The organism is Micromonospora sp. NPDC049257 (assembly GCF_040678915.1).
Classification (GTDB): Bacteria; Actinomycetota; Actinomycetes; order Mycobacteriales; family Micromonosporaceae; genus Micromonospora; species Micromonospora antibiotica.
In genome coordinates, this window is the sequence record NZ_JBFAQU010000004.1 from 308,028 (window position 1) to 334,323 (window position 26,296).

Genomic DNA, 26,296 nt, shown 5'->3' on the forward strand with positions numbered 1-26,296 from the left:
GTGGAGGGGCGGACGCCGCCCGGCCCCGACCGCGACGAGCGTCCCCGAGGCGGCACCGTCCCCGGGGACCCGTCGCGGCCGGGTGTCCCTGCCGCGCGGGTACGACGCCTCGATGCCGTCGTACCCGCGCGGACCGGTCAGCCGGCTACCGACGCCGGTTCCGGGCGGGTCTTCGCCCGCTCGGCGAGCCGCCGCTGCCGCTCCTGCGCCCCGATCAGGTCGTCGGGGAGCGAGTCGGGCACCTCGATGTCGAAGCGGCGCAGCATCCGGATCGCGAACCCACCGAGCGTGATCAGCACCAGGGCCAACCCGAAGCAGACGTACGCGAAGCCGATGCCCCGACCCGGACCGGTGCCGATCACCGCGCCCACCGAACCGGCGAGCGTGCCGCCGTCGGCGAGCATCGGCTCGAACAGGGCCGTCGCGCCCGGGGCGAGCAACGCGAAGCCGATCGGCAGGGTCGACCAGGAGATCGTCTGGTTCAGGCTGAACACCCGGCCGTGGAACCGCTGCGGCACCTTGACCTGCACGATCGTGGCGTAGATCGACTGGGCGGTGGTCATCGCCATGGCCAGCCAGAACGCCCCGAAGGCGATCATGACGACGGAGGCGTCGAGGCCGATCAGCAGGCACCCGACGGCGGTGCCCAGGTTGCCGATCAGCACCCCGATCATGCGCCGCTGCCGGGGCCCACCCCACAGCGACATCAGCACCCCGCCGGCCACCGCGCCGATCGCCTCGGCCAGCGCCACCTGCGCCACCTGGGTGGCGGTGCCGAACGACAGCACCAGCGGGGTGGTGAGCACCAGCGCCGGGGCGAGGAAGACGTTGCCCAGCGCGAAGTAGCCGAGCATCAGCCGGAAACCCTTGTGCCGCCACGAGTAGCGCAGACCGTTGGCGATCGCCACCAGCAGCCGTTCCCGGGGCCGCCAGCCGAGCAGGTCGGGGAAGCGGACCACGGCCAGCGTCAGCACCGCCACCAGGTAGCTCGCCACGTCGATCAGCAGGATGCCCTTGAGGCCGATCGCGGCGAGCAGGCCGGCCGCGAAGACCGGCATCAGCAGCATCGCGAAACCGCTGGAGAGCTGGGTGATGCCCATCGCGTGCCCCAGGTAGCGCTTCGGCACCAGCTGCGGCACCGCCGACTGGAAGGCGATCCGCTGGAACGACCCGGCCACCTGACTCAACGCCACCAGCCCGTAGATGTGCCACAGGGCGAGGTTGTCGGTCCAGAGCAGGGCGGCCAGCACCAGCTGGATGGTGCCGGAGACGCAGCTGGCGATCATCATGATCCGTCGCCGGCTGATCCGGTCGGTGAGCGCGCCGGCCACCGGCAGCATCAGCACCCCGCAGATCAGCGCCAACGCCCACAACAGACCCAGGTCGGCCACCGAGCCGGTCCGGGTGAACAACCAGATCGGCAGGGCGAACGCGGTCAACGCCGAACCGGTGGTGGAGACCAGCTGCCCGGCGGTGACCGCGACGAACCGGGCCATGCTGGGCTTCACCACCGCCGGGGCGGGCCCGTTGACGTCGCCGACACGCTGGTGGTCGGCGACCACCCAGCCGGCGTCCTCACCCCGGGCCGCCGGGCCGAGCGCCGTCACGTCCCCGGCCCGCACCGCCGGGTGCACCTGGGTGACGATCTCCGCCAGCTCGTCGGCCCGGTACTTGAGGAAGAAGTGCCCGGCCTGGTCGAGCACCACCAGACCGAGGGTGTCGCTGAGGAACTGCCACTCCGCGTACCGCTCGGCGTGGTAGTCGGTCACCGGGTCCTCGGAGCCGACCACCGAGACGATCGGCGCACGCAGCTTCTCCGCGCCCCGGTCGAGCAGCCCGGTGAAGTACTCCTCCGACGCGCGGGAGTCGGCCCGCATGTTGCTGATGATCCGGTCGGCCTGCTCCGGCTCCAGCTCGTCGGTGTCCACGCCCATGCTCTTGAGCCAGCTCGCGTAGTGCCGGTTGCTGCTGAGCTGCTCCAGCCGGTTGCGCAACGCCGCGAAGGCGCCCTTCGGACGGGCGAACGGGAACATCGCCCCGATGTAGACCACCTCCAGCTCCCGCCCGGCGGCCTCCACCTTGCGGGCCACCTCGGCGACGATGGCGCTGCCCACCCCGCAGTGACCGTAGAGGGCCAACGGACCGTCGATCCGCTCCACGATCTCGGCGGCCACCCGGCTGGTCAGCTCGTCGAACGGCAGGGCGTCCTCGGTCAACCCGACGTCGTGGCCGGGGATGGCCAACGACCACAGGGCGTGCCCGGCGGGCAACGCGTCGGCCAGCGGCTGGTAGACGATGGCGCTGCCGCCGCCGTACGGGACGCAGACGTAGCTGAGCACCCGCTTGCCGGCCGGGATCGGCTTGGTCAGCTCGTAGAGCAGCCGACGCGGGCCGGCCGCCTCGGCGTCACCGGTCATGAACGCGGCCAGTTCCCGGATGGTGCGCTGCTGGAACAGGTCCATCACGCCGACCGCCCGGCCGCCGTGCTCGGCCCGGCGGATCTTCGCCACCACCTGGGTGGCGAGCATCGAGTGCCCGCCCAGGTCGAAGAAGTCGTCGTCGATGCCGAGCGTCGGCACGCCCAGCACCTCCGACCAGATCCCGGCGAGCAGCCGCTCGGTGTCGTCGCGCGGCTCGACCAGGGCCACCGACGCCTCGCGGGTGACCACCGGCGCGGGCAACGCCTTGCGGTCGAGCTTGCCGTTCGGGGTCAGCGGCAACGCGTCCAGGGTGACGAACGCGGCCGGCACCATGTACTCCGGCAGCGTCTCCTTCAGCGCCGACTTCAGCGCGGCATGCTCGGCCCCGCCCACCAGGTAGGCGGTGAGCCGCTTGTCGCCCGGGCTGTCCTCGCGGACGATCACCGCCGCCTCGGCCACCCCGGCCTGCTCGCGCAGGGCGCTCTCGATCTCGCCCAGCTCGATGCGCAGGCCGCGCAGCTTGACCTGGTGGTCGATGCGGCCCAGGAACTCGATCACACCGGCCGGTTCGGCCCCGGTCGTCGGCCCCGCCGGGTCGGGCACCCAGCGGGCCAGGTCACCGGTGCGGTACAGCCGGGCGCCCGGCTCACCGGAGAACGGGTCCGGCACGAAACGTTCGGCGGTCAGCGCCGGCCGCAGGTGGTAACCACGGGCCAGCCCCACCCCGCCGATGTGCAGCTCACCGGCCACCCCGACCGGGCACTCCCGACCGGCCGGGTCGAGCACGTGCAGCCGCAGGTTGGCGATGGGCCCACCGATCGGCACACCGGTCAACCCGGCCAGCAGCGCCGGGTCGCAGTGCCAGGCGCTGACGTCGATCGCCGCCTCGGTCGGGCCGTACAGGTTGTGCAGTGCGCAGTGCGGCAACCGGGCGGTGAAGTCGACCGCCGAGGCCAGCGGCAGCTCCTCACCGGAGCAGATCACCCGCCGCAGCGCGGTGGCCGCCTCCACCCCCTCCTCGGCCAGGAACACCGTCAGCATCGACGGGACGAAGTGGGCGGTGGTGACCCGCTCGGCCACCAGCACGTCACGCAGGTAACCGGCGTCCTTGTGACCGCCGGGCTTGGCCAGCACCAGCCGGGCCCCGGTGCGCAGCGGCCAGAAGAACTCCCACACCGACACGTCGAAGCTGGCCGGGGTCTTCTGCAACACCGCGTCGTCGGCGACGAGCCGGTAGGTCTTCTGCATCCAGTCGAGCCGGTTGACGATGCCCCGGTGGGTGTTCGGCACCCCCTTCGGGCGACCCGTCGACCCCGACGTGTAGATCACGTACGCCAGGTGTTCCGGGCCGGCCAGCGGGGCCGGGTCGGTCTGCGGCTGGTCGGCCCAGAGGGTCGGATCGTCCAGGGCCAGCACCGTCGCGTCGACGGTGGGCAGCACGTCGCGCAGCTGCTCCTGCACCAGCACCACCGGCGCGGCGGCGTCGGTCAGCATGAAGGCCAACCGGTCGGCCGGGTACTCCGGGTCCAGCGGCAGGTACGCCCCACCGGCCTTGAGCACGCCGAGCAGGCCCGCGACCAGCTCGACGGAGCGTTCCGCGCAGACCCCGACCAGGGTCTCCGGGCCGACGCCGGCCGCCCGCAGCCGGTGCGCCACCCGGTTCGCGGCGGCGTTGAGCTGCGCATACGTCGTCGAGACGCCCTCGATGGTGACGGCCACCGCGTCCGGGGTCGCCGCCGCTGCCGCCTCGATCGGGCCGTGCAGCGTCTCGGCAGCCGGGAAGTCGGCGGTGGTGTCGTTCCACGACGCCAGCAACGCCCGCTCGTCGGCGGGGAGCAGGTCCAACGCCGAGACCGGCACGTCCGGGGTGGCCGCCACCGCGCGCAACAGGGCGCCCCAGCGGTCGGCCATCCGGGTCACGGTGGCCCGGTCGAACAGGTCGGTGTTGAAGACCAGCTTGCCCCAGAGCCCGTTGACGGTCTCCACGGCGTGCAGCTCGAAGTCGAACCGGGTGGCCCGCAGCTCCATCGGGGTCCAGTCGAACGTCACGTCGGTGGCGTCGGAGACCTCGGTGAACCGGCCCATCTCGTAGTTCTGCAACACGAACATGGCCTGGAACACCGGTGAGCGGCTGACGTCGCGGGGCAGGCCCAGCTCGTGGACCACCCGCGCGAACGGCACCTCGGCGTGCTCGAAACCGTCGAGCACGCTGCGCCGGGTGCGTTCCAGCAGCTCGGAGAAGGTCGGGTCACCGCCCAACTCGGCCCGCAGCGGCAGCATGTTGATGAACATGCCGACGAGGTCCTCCAGCTCCGGGGCGGACCGGCCGGCCACCGACGCGCCGACCGCGAAGTCCTCCTGACCGGCGTGCCGGGCCAGGAAGACCTGGTAGGCGGCGAGCAGCGTCATGAACAGGGTGCCGCCGGCCACCCGGGTGAGGGTGGTCAGCCGCTCGGTCTCCGCCGGGGTCAGCCGGAACTCGACGAAGTCGCCCCGGTAGGTCTGGGTGGCCGGGCGGGGCCGGTCCAGCGGCAGCTCCAACGGGGTGATCCCGGCCAGCCGGGACTTCCAGTAGTCCAGGTGCGACCGGGCCGCCGGGCCGGCCAGCTCCTGCGCCTCCCAGACGGCGAAGTCGCCGTACTGCACCGGCAGGGTGGGCAGCTCACCGCCCCGGTAGGCGGTGATCAGATCGCGCAGCAGCACGTCGACCGACCAGCCGTCACCGACGATGTGGTGCTTGCTGAGGAACAGCACGTGGTCGTCGGCGGCCAGCCGGATCAGCAGCGCCCGCAGCAGCGGCCCGGCCGCCAGGTCGAACGGCGCGAGCGAGGCCGCCTCCACCAACTCCCGCGCGGCCCGCTCGTCGGGGGCGTCGACCACCGTCAACGGCACCTCGACGGTGTCGGCGACCACCACGGTCGGCTTGCCGTCGGCGTCGGCGGGGAACCGGCTGCGCAGCGACTCGTGCCGGGCGGTCAGCGCGGCGAGGGCGGCGCGCAGCGCCGTGACGTCGAGCGGGCCACGCACCCGCAACGGCACCGCGATGTGGTACGCCGCCTCGCCGGGGGCGAGCTGGTCCATGAACCAGACCCGCTCCTGGGCGTACGACAGCGGCACCTCGACACCCTCGGGGCGCGGCGTGACGCGGGCGGCGGGGGTGGCCTGCCGTCGGCGTAACCGTTGGGCGATCAGTGCCGCCCGGGCGGCGTCCCGGGAATCCTTCAGGTCCGTCATGCGGAAGTGTCCTTATCCGCCGCCAACAGCGCGGCGACCTCGGTCTCGGAAAGGTCGTCCAGTTCGGCGGCGATCTGCGCCTCGATCTGGGCGGCCAGATCGGCCACCACGGGGCTGCCGAACAGCGCCCGCATCGGCAGGTCGACGTCCACCTCGGCCCGGATCCGGGCCATCGCCCGCATGCCGCGCAGCGAGTTGCCGCCGAGGGCGAAGAAGTCGTCGAGCGCGCCGACCTTCTCCACCTGGAGGATGTCGGCGTACACCTCGGCGACCAGGGTCTCGGCGTCGGTGCGCGGCGGCACGTAGCCGTCGCCGGCCACGGACTCCGGCGGGGCGGGCAGCGCCGCCCGGTCCAGCTTGCCGTTCGGGGTCAACGGCAACGCGTCGAGCCGGACGAACGCGGCCGGCACCAGGTGCGCCGGCAGCTCCCGGGCCAGCTCGGCGGCGAGGTGCGCCTCCTCGGCGGTGCCGACGTGGTAACCGACCAGGGTCGGCTCCCCCGAGTCGGTGCGCACGGCCACCGCCGCCTCCCGAACCTCCGGGTGCTCCCGCATCGCCGCCTCGATCTCGCCCAGCTCGATGCGCATCCCGCGCACCTTGACCTGGTCGTCGCGGCGGCCCAGGTAGTCGAGGGTGCCGTCGGCCCGCCACCGGGCCAGGTCACCGGTGCGGTACATCCGCTGCCCCGGCGGGCCGTACGGGCAGGGCAGGAACCGTTCGGCGGTCAGGCCGGGCCGGCCCAGGTAGCCCCGGGCGAGCTGGTCACCGGCGACGTACAGCTCACCGACCACCCCCGGCGGGACCGGCTGCCCCGCGGCGTCGAGCAGGTACACCCGGCTGGTGGCGGTGGGCCGGCCGATCGACACGGGGCCGGCGGGCACCGGCTGCCCGGGGGCGAGCCGGGCGGCGACACAGCCGACGGTCGCCTCGGTGGGGCCGTACTCGTTGACCACCGCCACGTCCGGGTGCGCGGCCCGCCAGTCGGCGAGCTGCTCACCGGTGAGCGCCTCACCGCCGATCACCAGGTCGGTGGTGGGCGACAGGGCCTCCTCCAGCAGCGGCAGGTGGCTCGGGGTGACCTTGAGGAAGGTCGGCCGCCCACCCGTGCGGGCCGCCGGGGAGTCGATCCCGGCCAGCCGGACGGTGCCCCCGGCGGTGAGCGGGCCGAGCAGCCCCGTCACCGTCAGGTCGAACGAGACCGGCGAGTGCAGCAGCGCGGTGCCGGACAGCCCCGGGTAGGTGTCCCGGGCCCAGGCCAGGTACGCCGTGATCGCCCGGTGCTCCACCACCACACCCTTGGGCCGGCCGGTCGAACCGGAGGTGTAGAGCACGTAACCGGGGTGCTCCGGGCGCAACGGCGCGACCCGGTCGGTGTCGGTGAGGTCGGCCTCGCCCCGGGCCGGGTCGGCACCGGCCACAACGGCGTCGGCGAGGGCCGGGTCGACGTCGAGCACCCCGTCGAGCAGCAGCGCGTCCGCCGACACCAGGGGGGCGGTCTCCGCCACGGCCAGCACCAGCGCGGGTGCGGCGTCGGCGAGCAGGTAACCGATCCGGCCCGCCGGGTAACCGGTGTCCACCGGCACGTACGCGCCCCCGGCCTTGAGTACGGCGAGGATCGCCACCAGCAGCTGCGGGCCGCGCGGCAGGGCCAGCGCCACCCGGGTCTCCGGGCCGACGCCCCGGCCCACCAGCACCCGGGCCAGCCGGTTCGCGGCGGCGTTGAGCCGGGCGTAGGTGAGGCAGACGTCGTCGCAGACCAGCGCGGTGGCGTCCGGGGTGGCCGCCACCTGCCGCTGCACCTCGTCGACCACGGTGGACGACGCACCGGCCACCCCGGTCCCCGCCCAGTCGCCGAGCACCAGGTCGCGTTCCGCGTCGGCGAGCAGCGGCAGCGCGGACACCGGCTGCTGCGGGTCGGTGACCGCCGCGTCGAGCAGCCGGACGTAACGGGCCACGACCGTCTCGGCGGTGGACCGGTCGAACAGGTCGGTACGGTAGACCAGCCGGCTCTCCCCGGTGGTGATGTCGAAGGCCAGGTCGTCCTTGGTGGTGCCCAGCTGCACCAGGTCCAGCCCGGAACCGGGGATGAAGTTCAGCGCGGTCTGGAAGACCGGCTGCACCGACGGGTCCCGCTCCGGGGCGACCGCCTCGACGATCCGCTGGAACGGGGTCTGCCCGTGGTCGAGGGCGTCGACCATCGCGTCGCGGACCCGCCCCAGCAGGTCGACGAAGGACGGGTCACCGCCCACGTCGCAGCGCAACGCCACCGGGTTGACGAACATGCCGATCAGCGAGGTCAACTCGGCGGTGTCCCGGCCCGCGGTGGAGACCCCGACCACCACGTCGGTGTCGCCGGAGATCCGCGACAGCAGCGCCGCGAAACCCGCCAACAGCACCATGTACGGGGTGGCCGCCGATCCGCCGGCCAGCCGGCCGACCCGGTCGAGCAGCCCGTCGGGCAGGTCGAAACGCACCTCGTCCCCGGCGAAGCCGAGCTGCGCCGGGCGGGGCCGGTCCAGCGGCAGGCCGGTGACCGCCGGTGCCCCGGCCAGGTGACCGGTCCAGAAGGCGAGCTGCCGCGCCAGCTCCGCGCCGGTGAGCTGGTCGCGCTGCCAGGCCGCGAAGTCGGCGTACTGGATGGGCAGCTCCGGCACGGCGGCCGGCGCACCGGTCGACGCGGCCTGCGCGAACGCGGCGATCTCGGCGTCGAACAGCACCGCCGAGTGGCTGTCGAAGACCGCGTGGTGCACCACCAGCAGCAGCGTCCACGCCTCACCGAGGCGCACCAACCGGGCCCGCCACAGCGGCGGCGCGTCCAACGGGATCGGCGTGCGGGCCAGCTCGACGCAGAGCGCCGCGTAGCGTTGCGCGCGTTCCTCCTCGGGCAGTTCCCGCAGGTCGTCGGTGGGCAGCCGGGTCGGCTGGTGCTCCCGGACCACCTGCACCAGGTTGCCGTCGTCGACCCGCAGGTAGGTCCGCAGCGCCTCGTGCCGGGCGACGACCTGGTCGAACACGCCGGTCACCGCGTCGACGTCCAGCCCCGCCGGGAAGCGGCACGGCATCGAGACGTTGTAGACCGGCGACGCCGGGTCGAGCTGGTTGGCGATCCAGACCCGCTCCTGGGCGAACGAGGCGGGGAAGGTCCACTCGCGGGTCATGCCGTCTGCTCCCGTACCGAACGCGGACGCATGTCGGTCCAGACCTCGTCGACGTGGGCCAGGCATTCCTCACGGCTGCCGGCGAAGCCCGCGTCGTGCCACCCGGCGGGCAGGTCGCGGTCGGCCGCCCAGATCGAGTACTGCTCCTCGTCGTTGCGCACGACCAGGAATCGGGTGTCGGCCATCAGTTCGCTCCAGCGGTGTCGGGGGTGTGCGGTTCGGCCATCGCGACGGCGATCTTGCGGGGTCCGGTGAACGGCTCCCGCCCGTGCGCGGCGGTCATGTTGTCGACCACCAGCACGTCGTCGCGCTGGTAGTCGAAGCGGACGCTGGCCGCCCGGTACGCGGCCCGCAGGTGGTCCAGCACGTCGGCGGGGATCTCGCCGCCGTCGCCGTAGTAGGTGTTCGCCGGCAGCCCCTCGGGGCCGAACATCGCCAGCAGCCCCTCCTGGTAGTCCTTCGGCAGGGTGCTCAGGTGGAAGAAGGTGGCGTGGTTGAACCAGCGCGGGGTGTCCGAGCCGGGCCGGTGGTGCACCACGTCCCGTACCGCCCGGGTCCGCAGCCCGTCCTTGCCCACCCACTCCAGCTCGATCCGGTTCGCCGCCGCGTACGCCTGCACCTGGGCGCGGTCGTCGGTGCCGAAGACGTCCTGCCAGCGGGTGCCGAAGTCGGCGTGGAAGTTGCGCACCAGCAGCCAGCGCCGACTGACGAACTCCGCACGGACCGCCGGGTCGATCTCGGCGTACACCCGGCGCACGTCGGCCAGCGGGGTCGCGCCGAGGGTCTGCGGCGCGGTCAGGCAGTAGAAGAACAGCGTCAGCGGCCAACGCGCCTGGTAGGAGTTCTCGTTGTGCAGGAAGATCTCCTCGTCCGGCGGGTAGTCGGTCGAGGTGTAGACCTTCCCCTTGATGGCGTGCCGGGGCGAGGACCGCTCGGTGTAGGTCAGCGGCTCGCCGGAGAACGCCCGCACCACCGCGTCGAAGCCGTCCACCCCGCCCACGTCGAAGCCGCGGAACAGCAGCCCGCCGTGCGCGACGAGGTCGGCGCGCAGCTCGGCCCGGCGTCGGCCGATCAGCTCGGTCAGGGGTGTGCCGTCGTTCTCGACGACCACCGGCAGCGTGGCGATCGTGTCGCTCATGGCGTGGTCTCCTGTTTCTCGACGTCAGGCGCGGGGTAGCCGCGGGATGGCGGGGATGGTGGCCGGCGCGGCCGGTTCGTCGGCGGCGGCGGCCCGCAGCTGGGCGATGCGCTCGGCCAGGCCGGCCACGGTGGGGGTCTCGAAGAGGCTGCGCATCGGCAGCCGGACCCCGGTCGCCTTGCGCATCGCGGCGATCAGCTGCACCGCGACCAGCGAGTTGCCGCCGAGGGCGAAGAAGTCGTCGTCCACCCCGACCTCGGCCACCCCCAGCCCGTCCCGCCACACCCCGGCAATGGTGATCTCCAGTTCGGTACGCGGGGCCGCCGAGCCGCCCCCGGTCGCCGCCGGAGCGGCCGCCGACGGCTCCGGGTCCTGCTCCAGGCTGTCCGTGGTGACCCGGGAGGCCCGCCGTCGGATCTCCTCGACCGGGCGGGTGGCGATCACCACCTGCGCGCCGAGACCGGCGGTGAGGCTGCGCCGGAACGCCTCCGCGCCGTCGACCGGGCGGATGTCCTCGGTGAGCGCCCCGGCCGCCGGCTCGACCGGGCCCGCGTCGGCGGTGCCGGTCAACCCGCCGGTGACCGCGCCCTGGTCGACGCGGCGCAGCACGAAGTCGCCGATCGCGACGAGTTCCCGGCCCTCGGTGTCGGTCAGCGACAGGTCGGCGGCGACCACCTCGTCGGTGGCGCTGGCCCGGTGCCGCAGGTGGCTGTGGAACACCGCCGGCAGCGGCCCGCGCACCACGATCCGCCCGTACGACAGCGGCAGGTAGGTGCCGTCGCCCTGGCCCCGGCCGAACGCGGTCGCCACGTCCAGCAGCGCCGGGTGCAGCCCCCACGCCGGCAGGTCGGCCCGGACCGGCTCCGGGGCCTCGATCCGGGCCAGTTCCTCGCCGTCGCCGAGGCGGTGCTCGGTCAGCGAGGCCCAGCGCGGGCCGAAGGTCAGCATGCTGGTACGGCCCCGACCGAACGAGGCGTCGTCGTCGACCCGCCGGCCGTCGACCACCGGCACCCGGGCCGCCGGGGCGGCCTCGACGACCCAGCCCGCCGACCCGCGCACATGGGTGCGGAGCTGGCCGGCGGCGAGGCTGCGGACCGCGAAGTCGACGCCCTCCTCGGCCGGGGTCAGCTCGACCCGGTACTGCGCGACGGTGCCCTCGGGCACCGCGAACGGCTCCAGGAACACCACGTCGCGCAGCTCCACCACGGCCTGCGGGTCGTGGGTGGGCACCCCGGCGGCCACCGCGGCCCGCACCGACTCCAGGTGGGCGGTGCCGGGCACCACCGGCACCCCGCCGATGCGGTGCTCGTCGAGCAGCCAGTGGGTGCCGGCGGAGACCAGCCCGTGCAGCACCGTCGACTCCGGGCCGGTCACCTTCGTGGTGAGCACCGGGTGGTCCACCGGCGTGGTGACGGTGTCCCGGCCGGCGGCCCGGAACGCGGCCGGCGCGGCGGTCTCCACCGCCATGCCGACCTCCGCCCAACCACCCCAGTTCTGCGACAGCACGGGGGCCCGGAAACCGACGCCGGAGCGGGCGAACGCGTCGAGGAAGGCGTTCGCCGCGCAGTAGTCGACCTGGCCGAACCCGCCGATCACCGAGGTGATCGACGAGCAGAGCACCACGAAGTCCAGCGGCAGGTCACCGAAGACCTCGGCCAGGGCGAGGGTGCCGGTGAGCTTCGGGGCGAGCACCCGCTCCGCCTCGGCCCGCTCCTTCACCTCGGCCATGCCGCCGCCGGGCAGACCGGCGGCGTGCACGATGCCGTCCAACCCACCGAACTCGGCCTCCACGGTGGCCCGGACCCGACGCAGGTCGGCCGGGTCGGTGACGTCGGCGGCGAGCACCCGCACCGTCGCGCCGGCCGCCTCCATCCGGCGGATCGCCGCGATCGCCCGGCCGGCCCGGTCCGCGCCGCCGTGCACCGCCAGGTGGTCGTCCCACCGCTCACGCTGCGGCAACCCGGACCGGGCCAGCAGCACCAGCTTCACCCCGGCCCGCCGGGCGAAGTCCTCGGCGAGGGTGACGCCGATGCCACCCAGGCCACCGGTGACCAGGTAACGGCCGCCGTCGCGCAGTGCCCCCGGCTCGCCCTCGGCGGCCACGGTGACCTGCTCGTACCCGGTCACCCAGCGGCGGGTGCCGCGCAACGTCAGCTCCACCCGCTGCGGGTCCACCGGGCGGCGCAGTTCGGCGGCGAGCGTCTCGACCCCGGGGTCGGCCGGGTCGGCGTCGACCAGCCGCACGGCCAGGCCGGGCAGTTCGGCCGGCAGCACCCGGGCCAGACCGGCGAGGGTGGCGTGCTCGGGCCGGACCAGGTCGGCACCGGTGACGTCGCCGACGCCCGCGGTGACCAGGTCGAGGGTGAGCGGCTGCTCCCCGGCGGTCGCCCCCGCCCCGGCGAGCGCCTGCACCAGGTGCAGGGCGTCGAAGAAGCCACGCTGCTGGGCGTCCCAGGCGGCCGTCGCGTCGAGCCCGGCCGGCGGGCCGTCCAGGGCGAAGGCGTGCACCAACCGGTCCGGCACCCCGCCTGCGGTCAACGCCGCGACCAGCGCGTCGTGGTCCTCGCGGTGGCCGGGGCGCAGCCGGTACCCGTCGTCGGACGCCGCGAACGCCGCGCCGGGGCGTACCACGACCGGGTCGTCACCGGCGGTCCGCAACGCGGCGACCAGGGCGTCCGCGCGCGGACCGGCGGCGAACACCAGGCAGCGGCCCGCCGGCACGGTCGCCGGGTCGGCGGCGGCCTGCCGCCACACCGGCACCGCGAACCACTGCGGCAGCGCACGCGGACCGGTCTCCGCCGGCACGTCGGCCACCGCCACCACCGGGTCCGGGTCGACCCAGTAACGCCGGCGCTCGAACGGGTACGTCGGCAGCGGCACCCGCCGGGCGGCCGGGTCGGCGTCGAGGCGCACCCCGACCCCGGCGCACCACAGCGCGGCGGCGCTGGTGAGCAGGGCGGCCAGGTCACCGGCCGGCTCACCGGGGCCCGGCAGGCTGCCCAGCGGGGTCAACGCCCGCTGCTGCGGGGAACCCTTGGCGACCTGCATCCGGGCCAGGTTGGCCAGTTGCCGGCCCGGCCCGCACTCCAGCAGCGCCCAGGTGCCCGCGCCGAGCAGGGTCGCCACGCAGTCGCCGAAGCGCACCGGCTGACGCAGGTGCGCCGCCCAGTACGCCGGGTCGGTGGCCTGCTCGGCGGTGATCCAGGTGCCCGTCACGTTGGACAGGAACGGGATGGCCGGCGCGCGCAGCGGCACCGTCGCCATCAACGCGGTGAACTCCGCCAGGATGGGGTCCATCATCGGCGAGTGGAACGCGTGCGAGGTGCGCAGCTGCTTGCTCTTGTTCTTGCCGCCGAGGCTGTCGGCGAACGCGGCGACGGCGGCGCTCTCGCCGGCCACCACGCAGGTGCCGGGGCCGTTGACGGTGGCGATGGCCAGCCCCTCGGGCAGCCGGGCGGCGACCTGCGCCTCGTCGAGCGAGACGGCCAGCATCGCCCCGGCCGGCATCGACTGCATCAGCCGACCCCGGGCGGCGACCACCCGCAGCGCGTCGGGCAGGCTCAGCACCCCGGCGACGGTGGCGGCGACGTACTCGCCGATCGAGTGGCCGATCATCGCCGCCGGGCGGACCCCGGCCCGCTGCCAGAGCAGCGCCAGGGCGTACTCGACGACGAACAGGGCCGGCTGGGTGTAACGGGTCTCGGTGAGCTTCTCCGCCGCCTGCGGGTCGCGGCCCAGGATCAGCTCCCGCAGGTCCAGGCCCAGCTCCGGGTGGAGCAGCGTCGCGCACTCGTCGACGGTGGCGGCGAAGGCCGGTTCCTCGGCGTAGAGCTGCGCGCCCATCCCGGCGTACTGGGCGCCCTGGCCGGAGAAGAGGAACGCGGTGCGGGGCGCGGCACCGTCGACCACCCCGGACTGGCGGCGGCGCGGGGTACGCAGCGCGGTCACCGCCTCGGCCAGGTCGGTGGCGACCACGGCCACCCGGTGCGGGTACTCCTGGCGGCCCACCCGCAGCGTGTGCGCCACGTCGGCCAGCAGCTCCGGCCCGCCGTCGCTGGTCGCCGCCAGGTGGTCGGCGAGCCGGGTGACGGCGCTGTCCAGGGCCGACGCCGTCTTCGCCGACACGTGCAGCAGCTGCGCCGGCCGGACCCGGCGATCCGTCCGGTACGCCGCCGGCGCCTCCTCGAGCACCACGTGCGCGTTGGTGCCGCCGATGCCGAACGAGCTGACCCCGGCCCGGCGGGGTCCGCCGTCGGTGTCCCACTTGGTCAGGGTGTTCGCCACGTAGAACGGGGTGTCGGCGAAGTCGATGCCCGGGTTGGGCGTCTCGTAGTTGATCGTCGGCGGGATCAGCCCGTGTTCCATCGCCAGCACCGTCTTGATCACGCTGACGATGCCGGACGGCTGGCTGAGGTGCCCGATGTTGGACTTGACCGAGCCGATGCCGCACCAGCCCCGCTCGGCGGTGTCCCGGGTGAACACCGCCGACAGCGCGGCCACCTCGATCGGGTCACCCAGCGCGGTGCCGGTGCCGTGCGCCTCGACGTAGCTGATGGTGCGCGGGTCGATCCCGGCCATCCCGACCGCCTGGGCGATCGCCTCCACCTGCCCGTCGACGCTGGGGGCGGTGAAACCGACCTTGCCGGCGCCGTCGTTGTTGATGGCGTTGCCCAGCACCACCGCACGGATCGCGTCGCCGTCGGCGATCGCGTCGGAGAGCCGCTTGAGCAGGGTCACCCCGACACCGCTGCCCCAGACCGTGCCGTTGGCCCCGGCGTCGAAGGGGCGGCACCGGCCGTCGGGCGAGGTGAAACCGTCCATGCCCAGGTAGCCGACGTGCGGCAGCTCCACGTTGACGCCACCGGCCAACGCCATGTCGCACTCGTGGTTGCGCAGCGCCTCGCAGGCCAGGTGGAAGGCGACAAGCGAGGTGGAGCAGGCGGTGTGCACGGTCAGGCTCGGCCCCCGCAGGTCCAACCGGTACGACACGTTGGTCGCCACGTAGTTCGGCGAGTTGCCCGTGGCCAGCGAGACCGCCCCGTGCGGGTTGCCGCCGACCCGCTTGTTGCGCAGCACGTACCGGTGCAGGTAGGTGTTGCCGCCGGTGCCGGCGTACACGCCGACCGCCCCGGGGTAGCGGGCCGGGTCGTAGCCGGCGTCCTGCAACGCGGTGTAGCAGCTCTCCAGGAACAGCCGGTGCTGCGGGTCGGTCACCTCCGCCTCGCGGCTGGTCATCCCGAACAGCCCGGCGTCGAAGGTGTCGTACCCGTCGATCAGCGGGGCCCGGCTCACCCAGCCCGGGTCGTCGACCTCGTCGGTGGTCGCGCCCCGGGCGAGCTGCTCGTCGCGGCTCAGCTCGGTGACCGACTCGACGCCGTCGACCAGGTTGCGCCAGAACTCGCCGACGTCGGCGGCACCCGGCAGCCGGGCGGCGAGCCCGACGATGGCGATGGGTTCGATGCCGTCGTCGGAGGGCGGCGCGGTGTCGATCTCGTTCTGCATCGGGGTAGTCCTTTGTCGCAAGGTGCCGCCCGCAGGCGGTGGGGAGGAATGCGGCGTCACGGCTGGTGCGGTCGGCGAGGCGGTGGGGTACGACGGGTCCGGCCACGCCGGGCGGCGGCGCGCAGCGCGGCGCGGGCCAGCTCGGGTCGGTCGGCGGCCCCGTCGAGGCTGGCGGCGAGCGCCCGGACGGTGGGGTGCCGGAACAGGTCGAGCATGGTGATCGACCGGCCGGTCGCGGCGGTGAGCCGGGCATGCACCGCGGCCAGGGCCAGGGAGTGCCCGCCGATGTCGAAGAAGTTGTCGGCGACCCCGACCCGGTCGCGGTCCAGCACCTCCCGCCAGATGCCGGCGATCAGCTCCTCGGTTCCGGTCAGCTCGTCCGGACCGGTCGGCACCGGCGCGACCGGGGCCGGTGCGGTGGCGGCCACCGTCATCGCGCCGAGCGCCGCCACCCGTACGGTGGGCCGGGGCAGCACCACGGCGACCGTGTCGGCCGGGCTGTGCGGGTCGGCGGCGAGCGCGCCGACCAGGTCGACCAGGTCGGCCAGGAGCGCGTCGATCCGGTCGGCGTCGAACAGGTCCGGGTTGTAGACGACGTCCACCCCGCACCGGCCGTCGCGCTGCACCACGTAGACGGTGACGTCGAACGGGGAGCCCGGCTTGGGCACCGGGACCACCTCGCCGGTCAGGCCGGTCAGCGCCAGCCGGGGCGGGGCGAAGTTGAGCACGTTGAACAGCACCTGCACCAGCGGGGCCCGGGAGGTGTCCCGCCCCACCCCGAGGGTCTCGACGAGCTTCTCCAGCGGTGCGCCCGGGTGGGCGGTCGCCTCGTGCAGCTCGGCGGCGCACCGGTCGACCAGTTCACCGAAACCCACCCCACCGGCCGCGCCCGGATCGCCGGCACCGTCGGCCCGGCCGGTGCGCAACCGCACCGGGACGGTGTCGATGAAGAAGCCGACCACGTCGTCGAAGGCGGCCAGCCGACGGTCGGCGACGATCGCCCCGACCACGTGGTCGTCGCCGCCGGTGAGCCGGCGCAGCAGCTCGGCGAAGCCGGCCAGCAGCACCGCCGCGACGGTGCCGCCGCGCCGCTCGGCCAGGTCCCGCACCGCCCGGTCGGCGGTGGCGGACAGGGTCACCGCCGCCTCCGCCCCGGCGTACGTCTGCACCGCCGGGCGGGGGCGGTCGCGGGGCAGATCCAGCACGGTCGGCACGCCCCGCAGGTGCTCCGTCCACCAGGTGAGGTCGGCGGGGCCCTGCCGGCGGTCCCGCGCGTCGCGCCACACCGCGTAGTCGGCGTACGAGGCGGACAGCGGCGGCAGGGCCGGCGACGCACCGGCGACGGCCTGCGCGTACCCGGTGGCCAGGTCGGCGTAGAGGACCGCCTCGGACCAGCCGTCGAAGACCGCGTGGTGCATGGTCATCGCCAGCACGTGCTCGTCGGGGCCGAGCCGGTAGACGGTCACCTGCCAGGGCGGCCCGGTGGCCAGGTCGAAGGCGTGCGCGGCACCGGCGGCGAGCATCCCGGCCAGCTCGGTCCCGGCGTCGGCGCGACCGGTCAGGTCGACCACCGGCACCGCCACGTCGGTCGGTTCCTCGCAGACCGCGTAGGGCACCCCGGCGTTCTGCGGGATGCGCCAGCGCAGCACGTCGTGCCGGGTGGCCACGGCCCGCAGCGCCGCCCCGAGCGCCACCGTGTCCAGCGGGCCACGCAACCGGTGCGCGACCGCGATGTTGTAGGGGGCGCTGGAGGGGGCGAGCTGGTCGACGAACCACAGTCGGCGCTGCGGCGGGGACAACGTCGGCGGGTTGCCGGTGGTCAGCCCGTCGGCGTCGGCGGGCGCGGCGGCCCGCAGCCGGGCGGCCAACGCGGCCGGGGTGCGCCCGGCCAGCACGTCCCGGGTGTCGACGTGCCGGCCCAGCTCGGCGCGCAACGCCGCGACCAGCCGCATCGCGGCGACGGAGTTGCCACCGGCGGCGAGGAAGTCGGTGTCCGGGGCGGGTGCCGCGCCGAGCAGCCGGGTCCAGACCCGCCGCACGACCCGCTCGACCGGGTCGGTCGGCTCGTCGGTCGGCCCGTCGGCGGGGACGACGGTCAGGGCGGCGTCGGCCAGCGCCCGCAGCGCCGGCCGGTCCAGCTTGCCGGTGATGGCGCTGACCGGCAGGTCGTCGCGGCGCAGCAGCCGCGCCGGCAGCATCGCGGCGGTCAACCGCCCCCCGGCGTACGCCCGGACGGTGTCGTCGTCGGGCGCGGTGGCCGGGGTGAGGAACGCGACCAGTTCGGTCCCGGCCGGGCCGGGCACCGCCTCCACGGCCACCCGGTCGACGCCGGGCACCCCGGCGAGCACGGCCTCCACCTCGCCCAACTCGATGCGCTGGCCCCGGACCTTGACCTGCCGGTCGGCCCGGCCGAGATAGACGATCCGCCCGTCCTCGGCCTGCCGGACCAGGTCGCCCGTGCGGTAGAGCCGCTCGCCGGGCAGCCCGGAGAACGGGTCGGGGACGAACCGGTCGGCGGTCAGGCCGGGCCGGTTGAGGTAGCCGTCGGCCAGCCCCGGCCCGCCGATCAGCAGCTCACCGGTCTGCCCCGGCGGCACCGCCCGCAGCGCGTCGTCCACCACGTACGCCCGGTGGTTGGGCAGGGGCAGCCCGATCGGCACCGGGTCGGTGTCGGCGGCGGTCAGCTCACCGCTGACCGCCAGCACGGTGGTCTCGGTGGGGCCGTAGCCGTTGAGCAGCAGTCGTCCCGGCGCCCAGCGGGCGGCCAGCTCGGCGGGGACGGCCTCGCCGCCGCAGAGCACCGTCCGCCAGCCCGGCACCCGGGCCGGGTCCAGCATGGACAACACGGTCGGGGTGATGAAACCCCAGTTCACGTCGTGGGCGACGATGAACCGGGCCAGCCGGTCCGGGTCGGAGCGGTCGTCCACGCCGAGCAGCTGCACGCTGCCGCCGAGCAGCAGCGGGACGAACAGGTCGATGCTGGCCGCGTCGAAGCCGAGCGAGGCGATGCCGAGGCTGCGCACCCCGGCGTCGGCGGCGCTGAGCGCGGCGCAGCCGGTGACGAACTCGACCACGTTGCGGTGGGTGGTCAGCACCCCCTTGGGTCGGCCGGTGGAACCCGAGGTGAACAGCACGTACGCCGGGTCGCCGGCCCGCGCCGGGCAGGGTGCCGACGGGGCCGGGCCGGTGGCGGTGACCACCTCGACGCCGGGGGTGTCGGCGAACTCGACCGCCGCCGCGTCCCCCACCACCAACGTCACCCCGGCGTCGGCGGCGATCTCCCGCAGCCGCTGCCGGGGGCCACCGGGCTCCAACGGCACGTAGCAGCCCCCGGCGAGCAGCACGCCCAGCACGTCGACCACCAGGTCGGGCCGGCGGTGGGCGCAGATCCCCACCCGGGTCTGCCGGCCCACCCCCCGGGCCCGCAGCGCGGCGGCCAGGCCCGCCGCCCGACCGACCAGCTCCCGGTAGGTGAGCCGGTCGTCCCACTGGCGCACCGCCACCGCGTCCGGGCAGCGGGCCGCCCGTTCGGCGATCAGCTCGGCCAGCGTCCCGTCCGGCCAGGGCAGTGCTTCCCCGGTGACGGCACTGATGGACAGGATGTCGGTCACGTCGCTCCCCGTACGGTTGCTGGTGCGGTACGCCCCACCGGGCGGACGGTGTGCCGGTTCACCGGTCGTCCCGGGCGGTGTCGTCGACCACGTGCAGGCGCAGTTCGCTGAGGTACCGGCGGCCGGCCGCGTCGGGCACCCAGGCGTCGTCCGGGCCGGGCAGCATCTCGCTGACCGTCAGGGAGACCCCGGGGCCGTCGCCCATCCGGGCCGCCCGCACCATGGCGCAGAACATGTTCGCGAAGGCCGGGCTGCTCAGGTCGGCGTAGCAGGGTTTGGTCTCGCTGCCGAGCTTGACGTAGACCTGCTCGGGCAGGTCGAGGCGGCGTCGCCAGGCCCGCACCGCGAGGAACCGGTCACGTTCCCCGGCGGCGTCGGCCAGACCGCTCTCCCCCACCGTGGTGCGCCAGGTCCGCCGGGCCACCACCAGCCGGTCGATGGTGACCCGGGGGGTGTACGGGGCGGCGGCGACCAGCTTGAACCCGTCCACCGCGTGGGCGCTGAGCAGTTCACCGAAGACCTCGGTCAGCGGCCAGCTCTCGCCGTCGGCGGCGGTGGCGACCAGCTGGCCGTCCCGCTCGGACACGGTGAGCGCCACCGTGGGCAGCACCCGGGCCGGGTCGGCCCCGGGCGCCGCCGCGAAGGCCAACTGCCGGTCGCTGGGCCCGGCGAGGGCTTCGGCGGTGCGGCTGGTCCGCCGTGGCCAGTCGGTGGGGTACAGCAGCCGCAGCCGACGCCCGCCCAGGTCCGTGGTGAGGGCGTCCCGCAGCCGTTGTGGGTCGGGGTGGGCCGGGATGAACACCTCGCAGTCGAAGGACGCCCACGCGGCGTGCAGTTCGCCGAGCACGACGGTGTACTCCCCGCGCGCCAACGCCTCCGCGTCGGACGCGCAGAGTTGCAGGTCGGGGCTGTGCAGGACGGCCTTGGACCAGTGCGCCGGGGCGGCCGGGAAGACCTCGTCGACGCGGTCGGCGAGATCGGCGGCGGCGAGGCGCACCTCCCGGGTACCCGGTGGCAGCCCGGCGAAGCCGAACAGTCCCGCCCAGCGGGCGGCGAAGTCGGCGGCGACCGCGTCGACCGGGCGGTCGCCGGCACCCCAGAACAGTCCCTGGGCGAGGTACCACAGGTCGGCCAGGGAGACGGGGGCGTCCCCGGTCTCGCCGCGCAGTTCGTCGTACAGTTCACGGAACACCCGGTCGTACGCCTGCGCCAGGGCGGCCACCATCCACCGGGCGGCCCGCAGCAGCACGTCGAGCGGCGCGGCCAGGTCGGCCAGGAACGGGGCGCCGAGGGTGACGTCGAGATCCCGGGCGGTGTCCTCGTGGCAGAGGGTGCGGCCGGCGTACATCCGGCCCTCCCGACGTCGGGGCGACCGCCCGGTCAGTTCGGTGAAGGTGGTGTCGAGGGCGTCGAGGGCGTCGCCCAGGCGGTGCGGGTCACCGGCGGCTGCGGCGACGGCGTCGCGGGCGGCCGTCAGCCGGTCCAGCCCGGACCGGGCGGCCAGCCGGGCCGCCGGATCGCCGATGGCGTCGATCCGGGCGCGCAGCACCTCCTCCGCGGCCGGGCTGACCGGCAGGGCCGCGTCCCAGGTGAGCAGCTCCCGTTCGACGAGCCGGTCGAGCAGGGTGTAGCCGTCCTCGGGCCGGCGCAGCCCGATGGCCGGGTCGGCGACCAGCTCGTGGGCGGGGCGGTGGCCGTCGACGGCGGCCAGCAGCGCGGCCTCCACCGGGGACAGCGCCACCGGTGGTTGCCCGGGGCGCAGCACGCTGCGGTCGCGCACCGCGACCTGCGGGGCCAGCACCGGCGGCCACCAGCGCCGGACGGCGAGTTCGGCGCCGATGCACTCGGCGTACTCGTCGAGCGCCCACGACTCGAACCGGACCCACCGTCGCCGGGTCAGTTCCGGGCCGACCCGCAGCCGGGCGGTCTCCGGCTGCGCCGGGTCGACGGTCACCCAGCAGCTGGGGCCGAAGAAGCCGACCGTCTCGTTTTTGCCGCAGTACCGCTGCCAGTACTTGAGCAGGGCCCGTTCCCGGTCGCGACGGCGCACGTTGCGGGGCGCGTCGGGACCGCCCCGGACCAGCCCGTCGAAGGCCACCAGCGCGCCCCGGTTCTGCCAGGTCACCGCCTCGCGCACCAGCGGGTCGGCGGCGAGTTCGGTGAACCGCTGCCCGGCGGCGCGGACGGCCTCGTCGAACTCCTTGTCGAAGCGTTCGACGCCGCTGCCGGTGGCCAGCAGCTCGTCGGCGAGCGCGGCGGCGGCCGGGGCGGCGAACAGGACGAGGCCGTCGGCCGGGAAGCCGGTGCTGCGCAGGATCGCGTCGCGCCACACCGACCAGCCGGTGTCGCCCAGCGGCACCCGGTGGTCGGCTGGCCCACCCGTGCCGGGTGCCGGCACCGCCGCGACGGACCCCGGGGCGCGGCCGGCACCGACCGAGGCGACCCGGCCGGTCTCGGTCTCGGTACGCGGGGCACCGGGGGTGGTGGGCGGCGGGGAGCCGAGGGCGGCGGTCAGGTCGGCGCGGATCAGACCGAGCAGGTCGGGCAACCGGTCGTGCAGGAAGAAGTGCCCGCCGTCGAGTTCGTGCAGGGTGAAGCCGGCTGCGGTGTGCCCGGCCCAGCCGGCGCTGTGCTCCCGGCTGACCGCCCGGTCGGCCCGGCCGCCGAACGCCACCACCGGCACCGGCAGCGGCGCCTCGGGGACGTACCGGTAACTGTCGACCCGGCCGAAGTCGGCGCGCAGCAACGGCAGCAGCAGCTCCACCAGTTCCGGGTGGTCGAGCAGGCCGGCGGGCAGGCCGCCGCCGTCGGCGAGCCGGCGCAGCAGTTCGTCGTCGGCCACCTGGGACAGCCCGTCGAAGAGACTCGCGGCGGTGACGTGCGGGGCGCGGGCACCACCGACGTAGAGCCGTAGCGGCAGCTCACGGCCGGTGCGGCGCAGTTCCCGGACCACCTCGAAGCCGAGCCGGCCGCCCATCGAGTGCCCGTAGATCGCGTACGGGCGGTCGGCCCGGTCGGCGACGGCGGTGGCCACCTCCGCGACGGTGAAGGCGGCGTCCTCGCTGATCCGGTTCTCCCGGCCGGGCAGCTGCACGGCCAGCACCTCGACGTCGGGGCCGATCTCCGCCGGCCAGCGGCGGAAGGCGCTGGCCCCACCCCCGGCATACGGCAGGCAGAACAACTGCACCGGTGCCAGGGGTCGGCTTCCGGGCGAGACGAACCAGTTCACCGTGCGCCTCTCTGCGGTGGATCGATCCAGTGCCGCCGGCGCTGGAAGGGGTAGCCGGGCAGCCCGGTGCGCCGCACGACGCCCTCCGGGTGCAGCGCGGCCCAGTCGACGTCCCGGCCGGCCACCCACCCGGCGGCCAGGTCCCGCAGTGCGCCGGGCGCACCGGCCACGGTGACGCCGGTGGTGAGCAGTTCGTCCAGCCCGGCGATCGCCTCGGTCAGGTCGGCGGCGACGACGGCGGCCCGCCGGCCGAAGGAACGCCGGCCCAGGGCCAGGGTGGCGGCCACCTCGGACAGTTCCGGCCCGGTGCCGGCCAGGTGGGTACGCAGCCGGGTCAACGCCGCGCGCAGCGCCTGCGGGGTGCGCGCCGACACCGGCAGCAGCCAGGACCGGGGGGCCGCCGGCTCGGCCGGTGCGACCGGGGGCGGCTGTTCCACCACCACGTGCGCGTTGGTGCCGCCGAGGCCGAACGAGCTGACCCCGGCCACCCGGCGCGGCGCATCCGGCCAGTCCCGGGCCTTGGTCGGTACGTAGAACGGGCCCCCGGCCAGGTCGATCTCCGGGTGGGGTCGGGTGAAGTGCAGGTTCGGCGGGATCACCGCGTGCTGGACGGCGAGCACCGTCTTGATCAGACCGGCGATGCCGGCCCCGGCGTCGAGGTGACCGATGTTGGTCTTCACCGAGCCGAGCGCGCAGGACTCGGCGGGGGCCGCCCCGCCGTACACCTCGTGCAGGGCGGCGACCTCGATGGCGTCGCCCAGCGGCGTACCGCTGCCGTGGGCTTCGATGAAGCGGACCTCGCCGGGGGCGACCTCGGCGGCGGCCAGGGCGTTGGCGACGGCGGCGGCCTGCCCGGCGGGGCCGGGCACCGCGAACCCGGCCCGGTCGGGGCCGTCGTTGGTGACCGCCCAGCCGGGCAGGACGGCGTAGATGCGGTCCCCGTCGGCCTGGGCGTCGGCGAGCCGACGCAGCGCGACCACCCCGACGCCGGAGCCGAAACCGGACCCCTCGGCGGCCTCGTCGAAGGCGCGGCAGCGGCCGTCCGGGGAGGCCAGCCCGCCGGGGGTGGCCCGGTAGCGGGGCCAGGTGACGCTGACACCGCCGGCGAGGGCGATGTCGCACTGGTAGTCGGCGAGGCTCTGGGCGGCGAGGCAGACCGCGACCAGCGAACTGGAGCAGGCGCTCTGCACCGCCACCGCCGGCCCGGTCAGCCCCAGCCGGTACGCGACCTGGCCGGGCAGGTGGTCGGTGGCCTGCCGGCCGATCAGCCGGGCCTCCCAGTCGTCCGGGTCGACGTCGCCGACCACGGCCGGGTTGTCCATCAGGTGGAACAGGAAGTAGCGGTTGGCGGAGGTGGCCGCGTAGACGCCCACCAGGCCGGGGAAGCGGGTCGGGTCGTGCCCGGCGTCCTCCAGCGCCTCCCACGCGGCCTCCAGGAAGAGCCGGTGCTGGGGGTCGGTGCGGGCGGCCTCCTCGTCGCCCATGGCGAAGAACTCGGCGTCGAAGTCGGTGACCCCGTCGAGCCGGCCGCCGGCCCGCACGTGCCGGGGGTCGGCGCGCAGTCGCGGCCCGATGCCGAGGGCGTCCAGTTCGGCGTCGGTGTGGTCGTGCATCGAGTCCACGCCGGCGCAGACGTTCCACCAGAAGGTCGCCGCGTCGGGTGCGCCGGGGAACCGACCGGCGAGCCCCACCACCACGATCTCGTCGCCGGTGTACTCGCGGGCGGCGACCGGCGGGGTGGCCGGGGTGGGCAGGGTCGGCGCGGGGGCCGCCGCGGTGCGTACCGCCGCCTCGGGCGGGTGCAGGCCGACGGCCGGGTGGTCCCCGTCGAGGAGGCGGGCCTGCGTGGCGATCGTCGGGTGGGCGAACAGCCGCACCATGGGCGGCATCACCCCGAACCGCTCGGCGATGCGCTGCTGGACCTGGCCGAGCAGCAGCGACTGCCCGCCGGCGTCGAAGAAGTTCTCCTGCCGCCCGATGGCGCTGCGGCCCAGCACCGCGCACCAGATGTCGTGCACGGTGCGCTCGGTGGCGGTGGTGGGCTCCTGCCCGGCGGGGACCTCGGGGGTCGGGTCGGGCAACGCCCGCTCGTCGATCTTGCCGGTGACGGTGAGTGGGAACGCGTCGAGCACCAGCACGGCGCGGGGCAGCGCGTGTTCCGGCAGCCGCCGGGCGAGGGCGGCGCGCAGGGCCACCGGGTCGAGACCACCCTCGGCCGGCACGGCGTACGCGAGCAGTTCGCCGCCCCGGGCGATGGCGCGGACGGCGGCGACGCCGGGCTGGTCGGCGAGGACCGCCTCGACCTCGGTCAGCTCGACCCGGAACCCGCGTACCTTGACCTGGCGGTCGAGCCGGCCGAGGCAGACCAGCTCACCGCCGGGCAGCCTGGCCCCCAGGTCACCGGTGGCGTACGTGGGCATCCCGTCGGGGTCGACACCGAACCGGTCGCTCGACTGGCCCAGGTATCCGGGGGCGAGGTGCCGGCTGCGCACCACGATCTCGCCGGAGTCGGCCAGCCGCAGTGTGTAGCCGGGCAACGCCGTGCCGATCGGCAGCGGGCCGGTGGCGGCGGGGGCGGCGGTGGCCAGCGGCAGCGCGTACCGGGCGGCGAAGGTCATCTCGGTGGCGCCGTACCCGTTGACCAGGACACAGTCCGGGGCGAACCGGTCGCGGCCCCGGGTGGCGTCGGCGTGGGTGGCCTGTTCACCGCCGAGCAGCACCACCCGCACGGTGTCCAGCCGCCGGTCGCCGAGGGTGTCGAGCAGGAACCGGTAGACGGTCGGGGTGGAGTGGTAGACGGTCACCCGGTGCCGGGCGAGCCGCTCGACGGCGTACGCCAGGCCGTGCCGGCGCAGGTCGATCGGGACGAGGGCGGCCCCGGTGAGCAACGCCGGGTAGAGGTCGGGGATGGCCGCGTCGACGCTGAACGAGGCGAGCAGGCTGAGCCGGTCGGTCGGGCCGATCGCCAGGGTGTCGATCTGGTTGTCGACGACGTGCCGCAGGTTGCGGTGGGTCTGGGCGACGGCCTTGGGCGTGCCGGTGGAGCCCGAGGTGAACAGCACGTACGCCGGGCTGTCGGGGTCGACGGGGGTGGGCCGCAGCGGCGCGGTCGCGCTGTCGTCGAGGACCAGCACGCCGGTGCCGGGGCGTGCGGCGCACAGCGTGTCGGCCAGCGCGCGGTGCTCGGCGGTGCAGGCGACGACCCGCACGTCGGCGGCGACGTCGAGCAGGCGTCGGAGGCGGTCGACCGGGAACCCGGGGTCCAGCGGCACGTACGCGCCACCGGCGGCGAGGGTGCCGAGGGTCGCGGCGACGGCGGCCACGCCGTGCCCGGTGAGCAGGGCGACCAGGTCGCCGGGCCGGACACCGGCCGTGGTGAGCGCGGTGGCGTGCCCGCCGACGGTGGCGGCCAGGGCGGCGTAGCTGACCTCGTGGGTCTCGCCGAGGATCGCCGGCTGGTCGGGACGGGTGGCCGCGACCCCGGCGAACTGTTGGATGATCGTCTGTTGCGGCATGTCAGCGGGCCGGCTCGGCTCCACTGTGGGCAGGCGCGCAGGAACAGTCGATTGTGATCATGATCCCCCCCAGGACTTCACAATGGAAGCAGAATAGGGCTCGATGCGGCCGAGAAAAGATCATCGATCGGAGTCGGACCGAAGGGCCCACCGGCACCTGAAGATCGGACGGCGAAATTCGGCCGATCATCCCCCTAGCGCGAAAAGGAGTTTCAGCCTAAGCGCCTACCGGCAAGTAAATTTGCGGCAAAAGCCCCTGCAAACCGGCGATTTTCCACCGTAGACGGCACCTTAACGGCAGGTCAGGCGGGTTTCCACGACCGCCCGGCCCACGCCATCCTAGGGTCGACGGGCTGGACGGTCCCGCCCGACCGACGCCGTTCGCGCCGCCCGTCGCCCGACCCCGCCGGCCCGGAGCAGGGGCGGCGCACACCCAGGGTGAGGCCCCACGCCACCGAGCGTCACCTGGTAAGACCCGGTGCCAAACCG

8 protein-coding genes are annotated in these 26,296 nt (G+C 74.9%); all 8 read right to left on the reverse strand.

What is annotated here, in order from left to right; translation table 11 throughout:
• Positions 1-137 precede the first annotated feature (137 nt).
• The 8 genes from AB0K25_RS09825 to AB0K25_RS09860 are packed head-to-tail and all read right to left on the reverse strand — an operon-like array spanning position 138 to position 25,807.
• The gene (locus tag AB0K25_RS09825; RefSeq protein WP_363819531.1) at positions 138-5,654 is read right to left on the reverse strand and encodes an amino acid adenylation domain-containing protein; all 5,517 of its coding nucleotides are present in this window, start codon (positions 5,652-5,654) and stop codon (positions 138-140) included.
• Entirely contained in the window at positions 5,651-8,812 is a 3,162-nt protein-coding gene (locus AB0K25_RS09830) for an amino acid adenylation domain-containing protein (RefSeq protein WP_363819534.1), read from the reverse strand. The genes AB0K25_RS09825 and AB0K25_RS09830 overlap by 4 nt, the downstream gene beginning before the upstream one ends.
• Positions 8,809-8,997 carry an MbtH family protein gene (locus AB0K25_RS09835; protein ID WP_208566379.1) on the reverse strand — a complete coding sequence of 63 codons (189 nt, stop codon included), beginning with the start codon at positions 8,995-8,997 and terminating at the stop codon, positions 8,809-8,811. Before AB0K25_RS09835 ends, AB0K25_RS09830 begins: the two co-directional genes overlap by 4 nt.
• The gene (locus AB0K25_RS09840) at positions 8,997-9,950 is read right to left on the reverse strand and encodes a TauD/TfdA family dioxygenase (protein WP_219460903.1); all 954 of its coding nucleotides are present in this window, start codon (positions 9,948-9,950) and stop codon (positions 8,997-8,999) included. Before AB0K25_RS09840 ends, AB0K25_RS09835 begins: the two co-directional genes overlap by 1 nt.
• Before the next feature lie 24 nt (positions 9,951-9,974).
• Complete coding sequence (locus AB0K25_RS09845; RefSeq protein ID WP_363819537.1) at positions 9,975-15,452, reverse strand: SDR family NAD(P)-dependent oxidoreductase; 5,478 nt, start codon at positions 15,450-15,452, stop codon at positions 9,975-9,977.
• Positions 15,453-15,508: 56 nt separating this feature from the next.
• Positions 15,509-19,063, reverse strand: a complete 3,555-nt coding sequence (locus tag AB0K25_RS09850) for an amino acid adenylation domain-containing protein (RefSeq protein WP_363819540.1) — start codon at positions 19,061-19,063, stop codon at positions 15,509-15,511.
• A gap of 58 nt (positions 19,064-19,121) precedes the next feature.
• Positions 19,122-22,292, reverse strand: coding sequence for a thioesterase domain-containing protein (locus AB0K25_RS09855; RefSeq protein ID WP_357533893.1), 3,171 nt, complete (start codon positions 22,290-22,292; stop codon positions 19,122-19,124).
• Complete coding sequence (locus AB0K25_RS09860; RefSeq protein WP_363819542.1) at positions 22,289-25,807, reverse strand: AMP-binding protein; 3,519 nt, start codon at positions 25,805-25,807, stop codon at positions 22,289-22,291. The genes AB0K25_RS09855 and AB0K25_RS09860 overlap by 4 nt, the downstream gene beginning before the upstream one ends.
• Between the last annotated feature and the right edge of the window lie 489 nt (positions 25,808-26,296).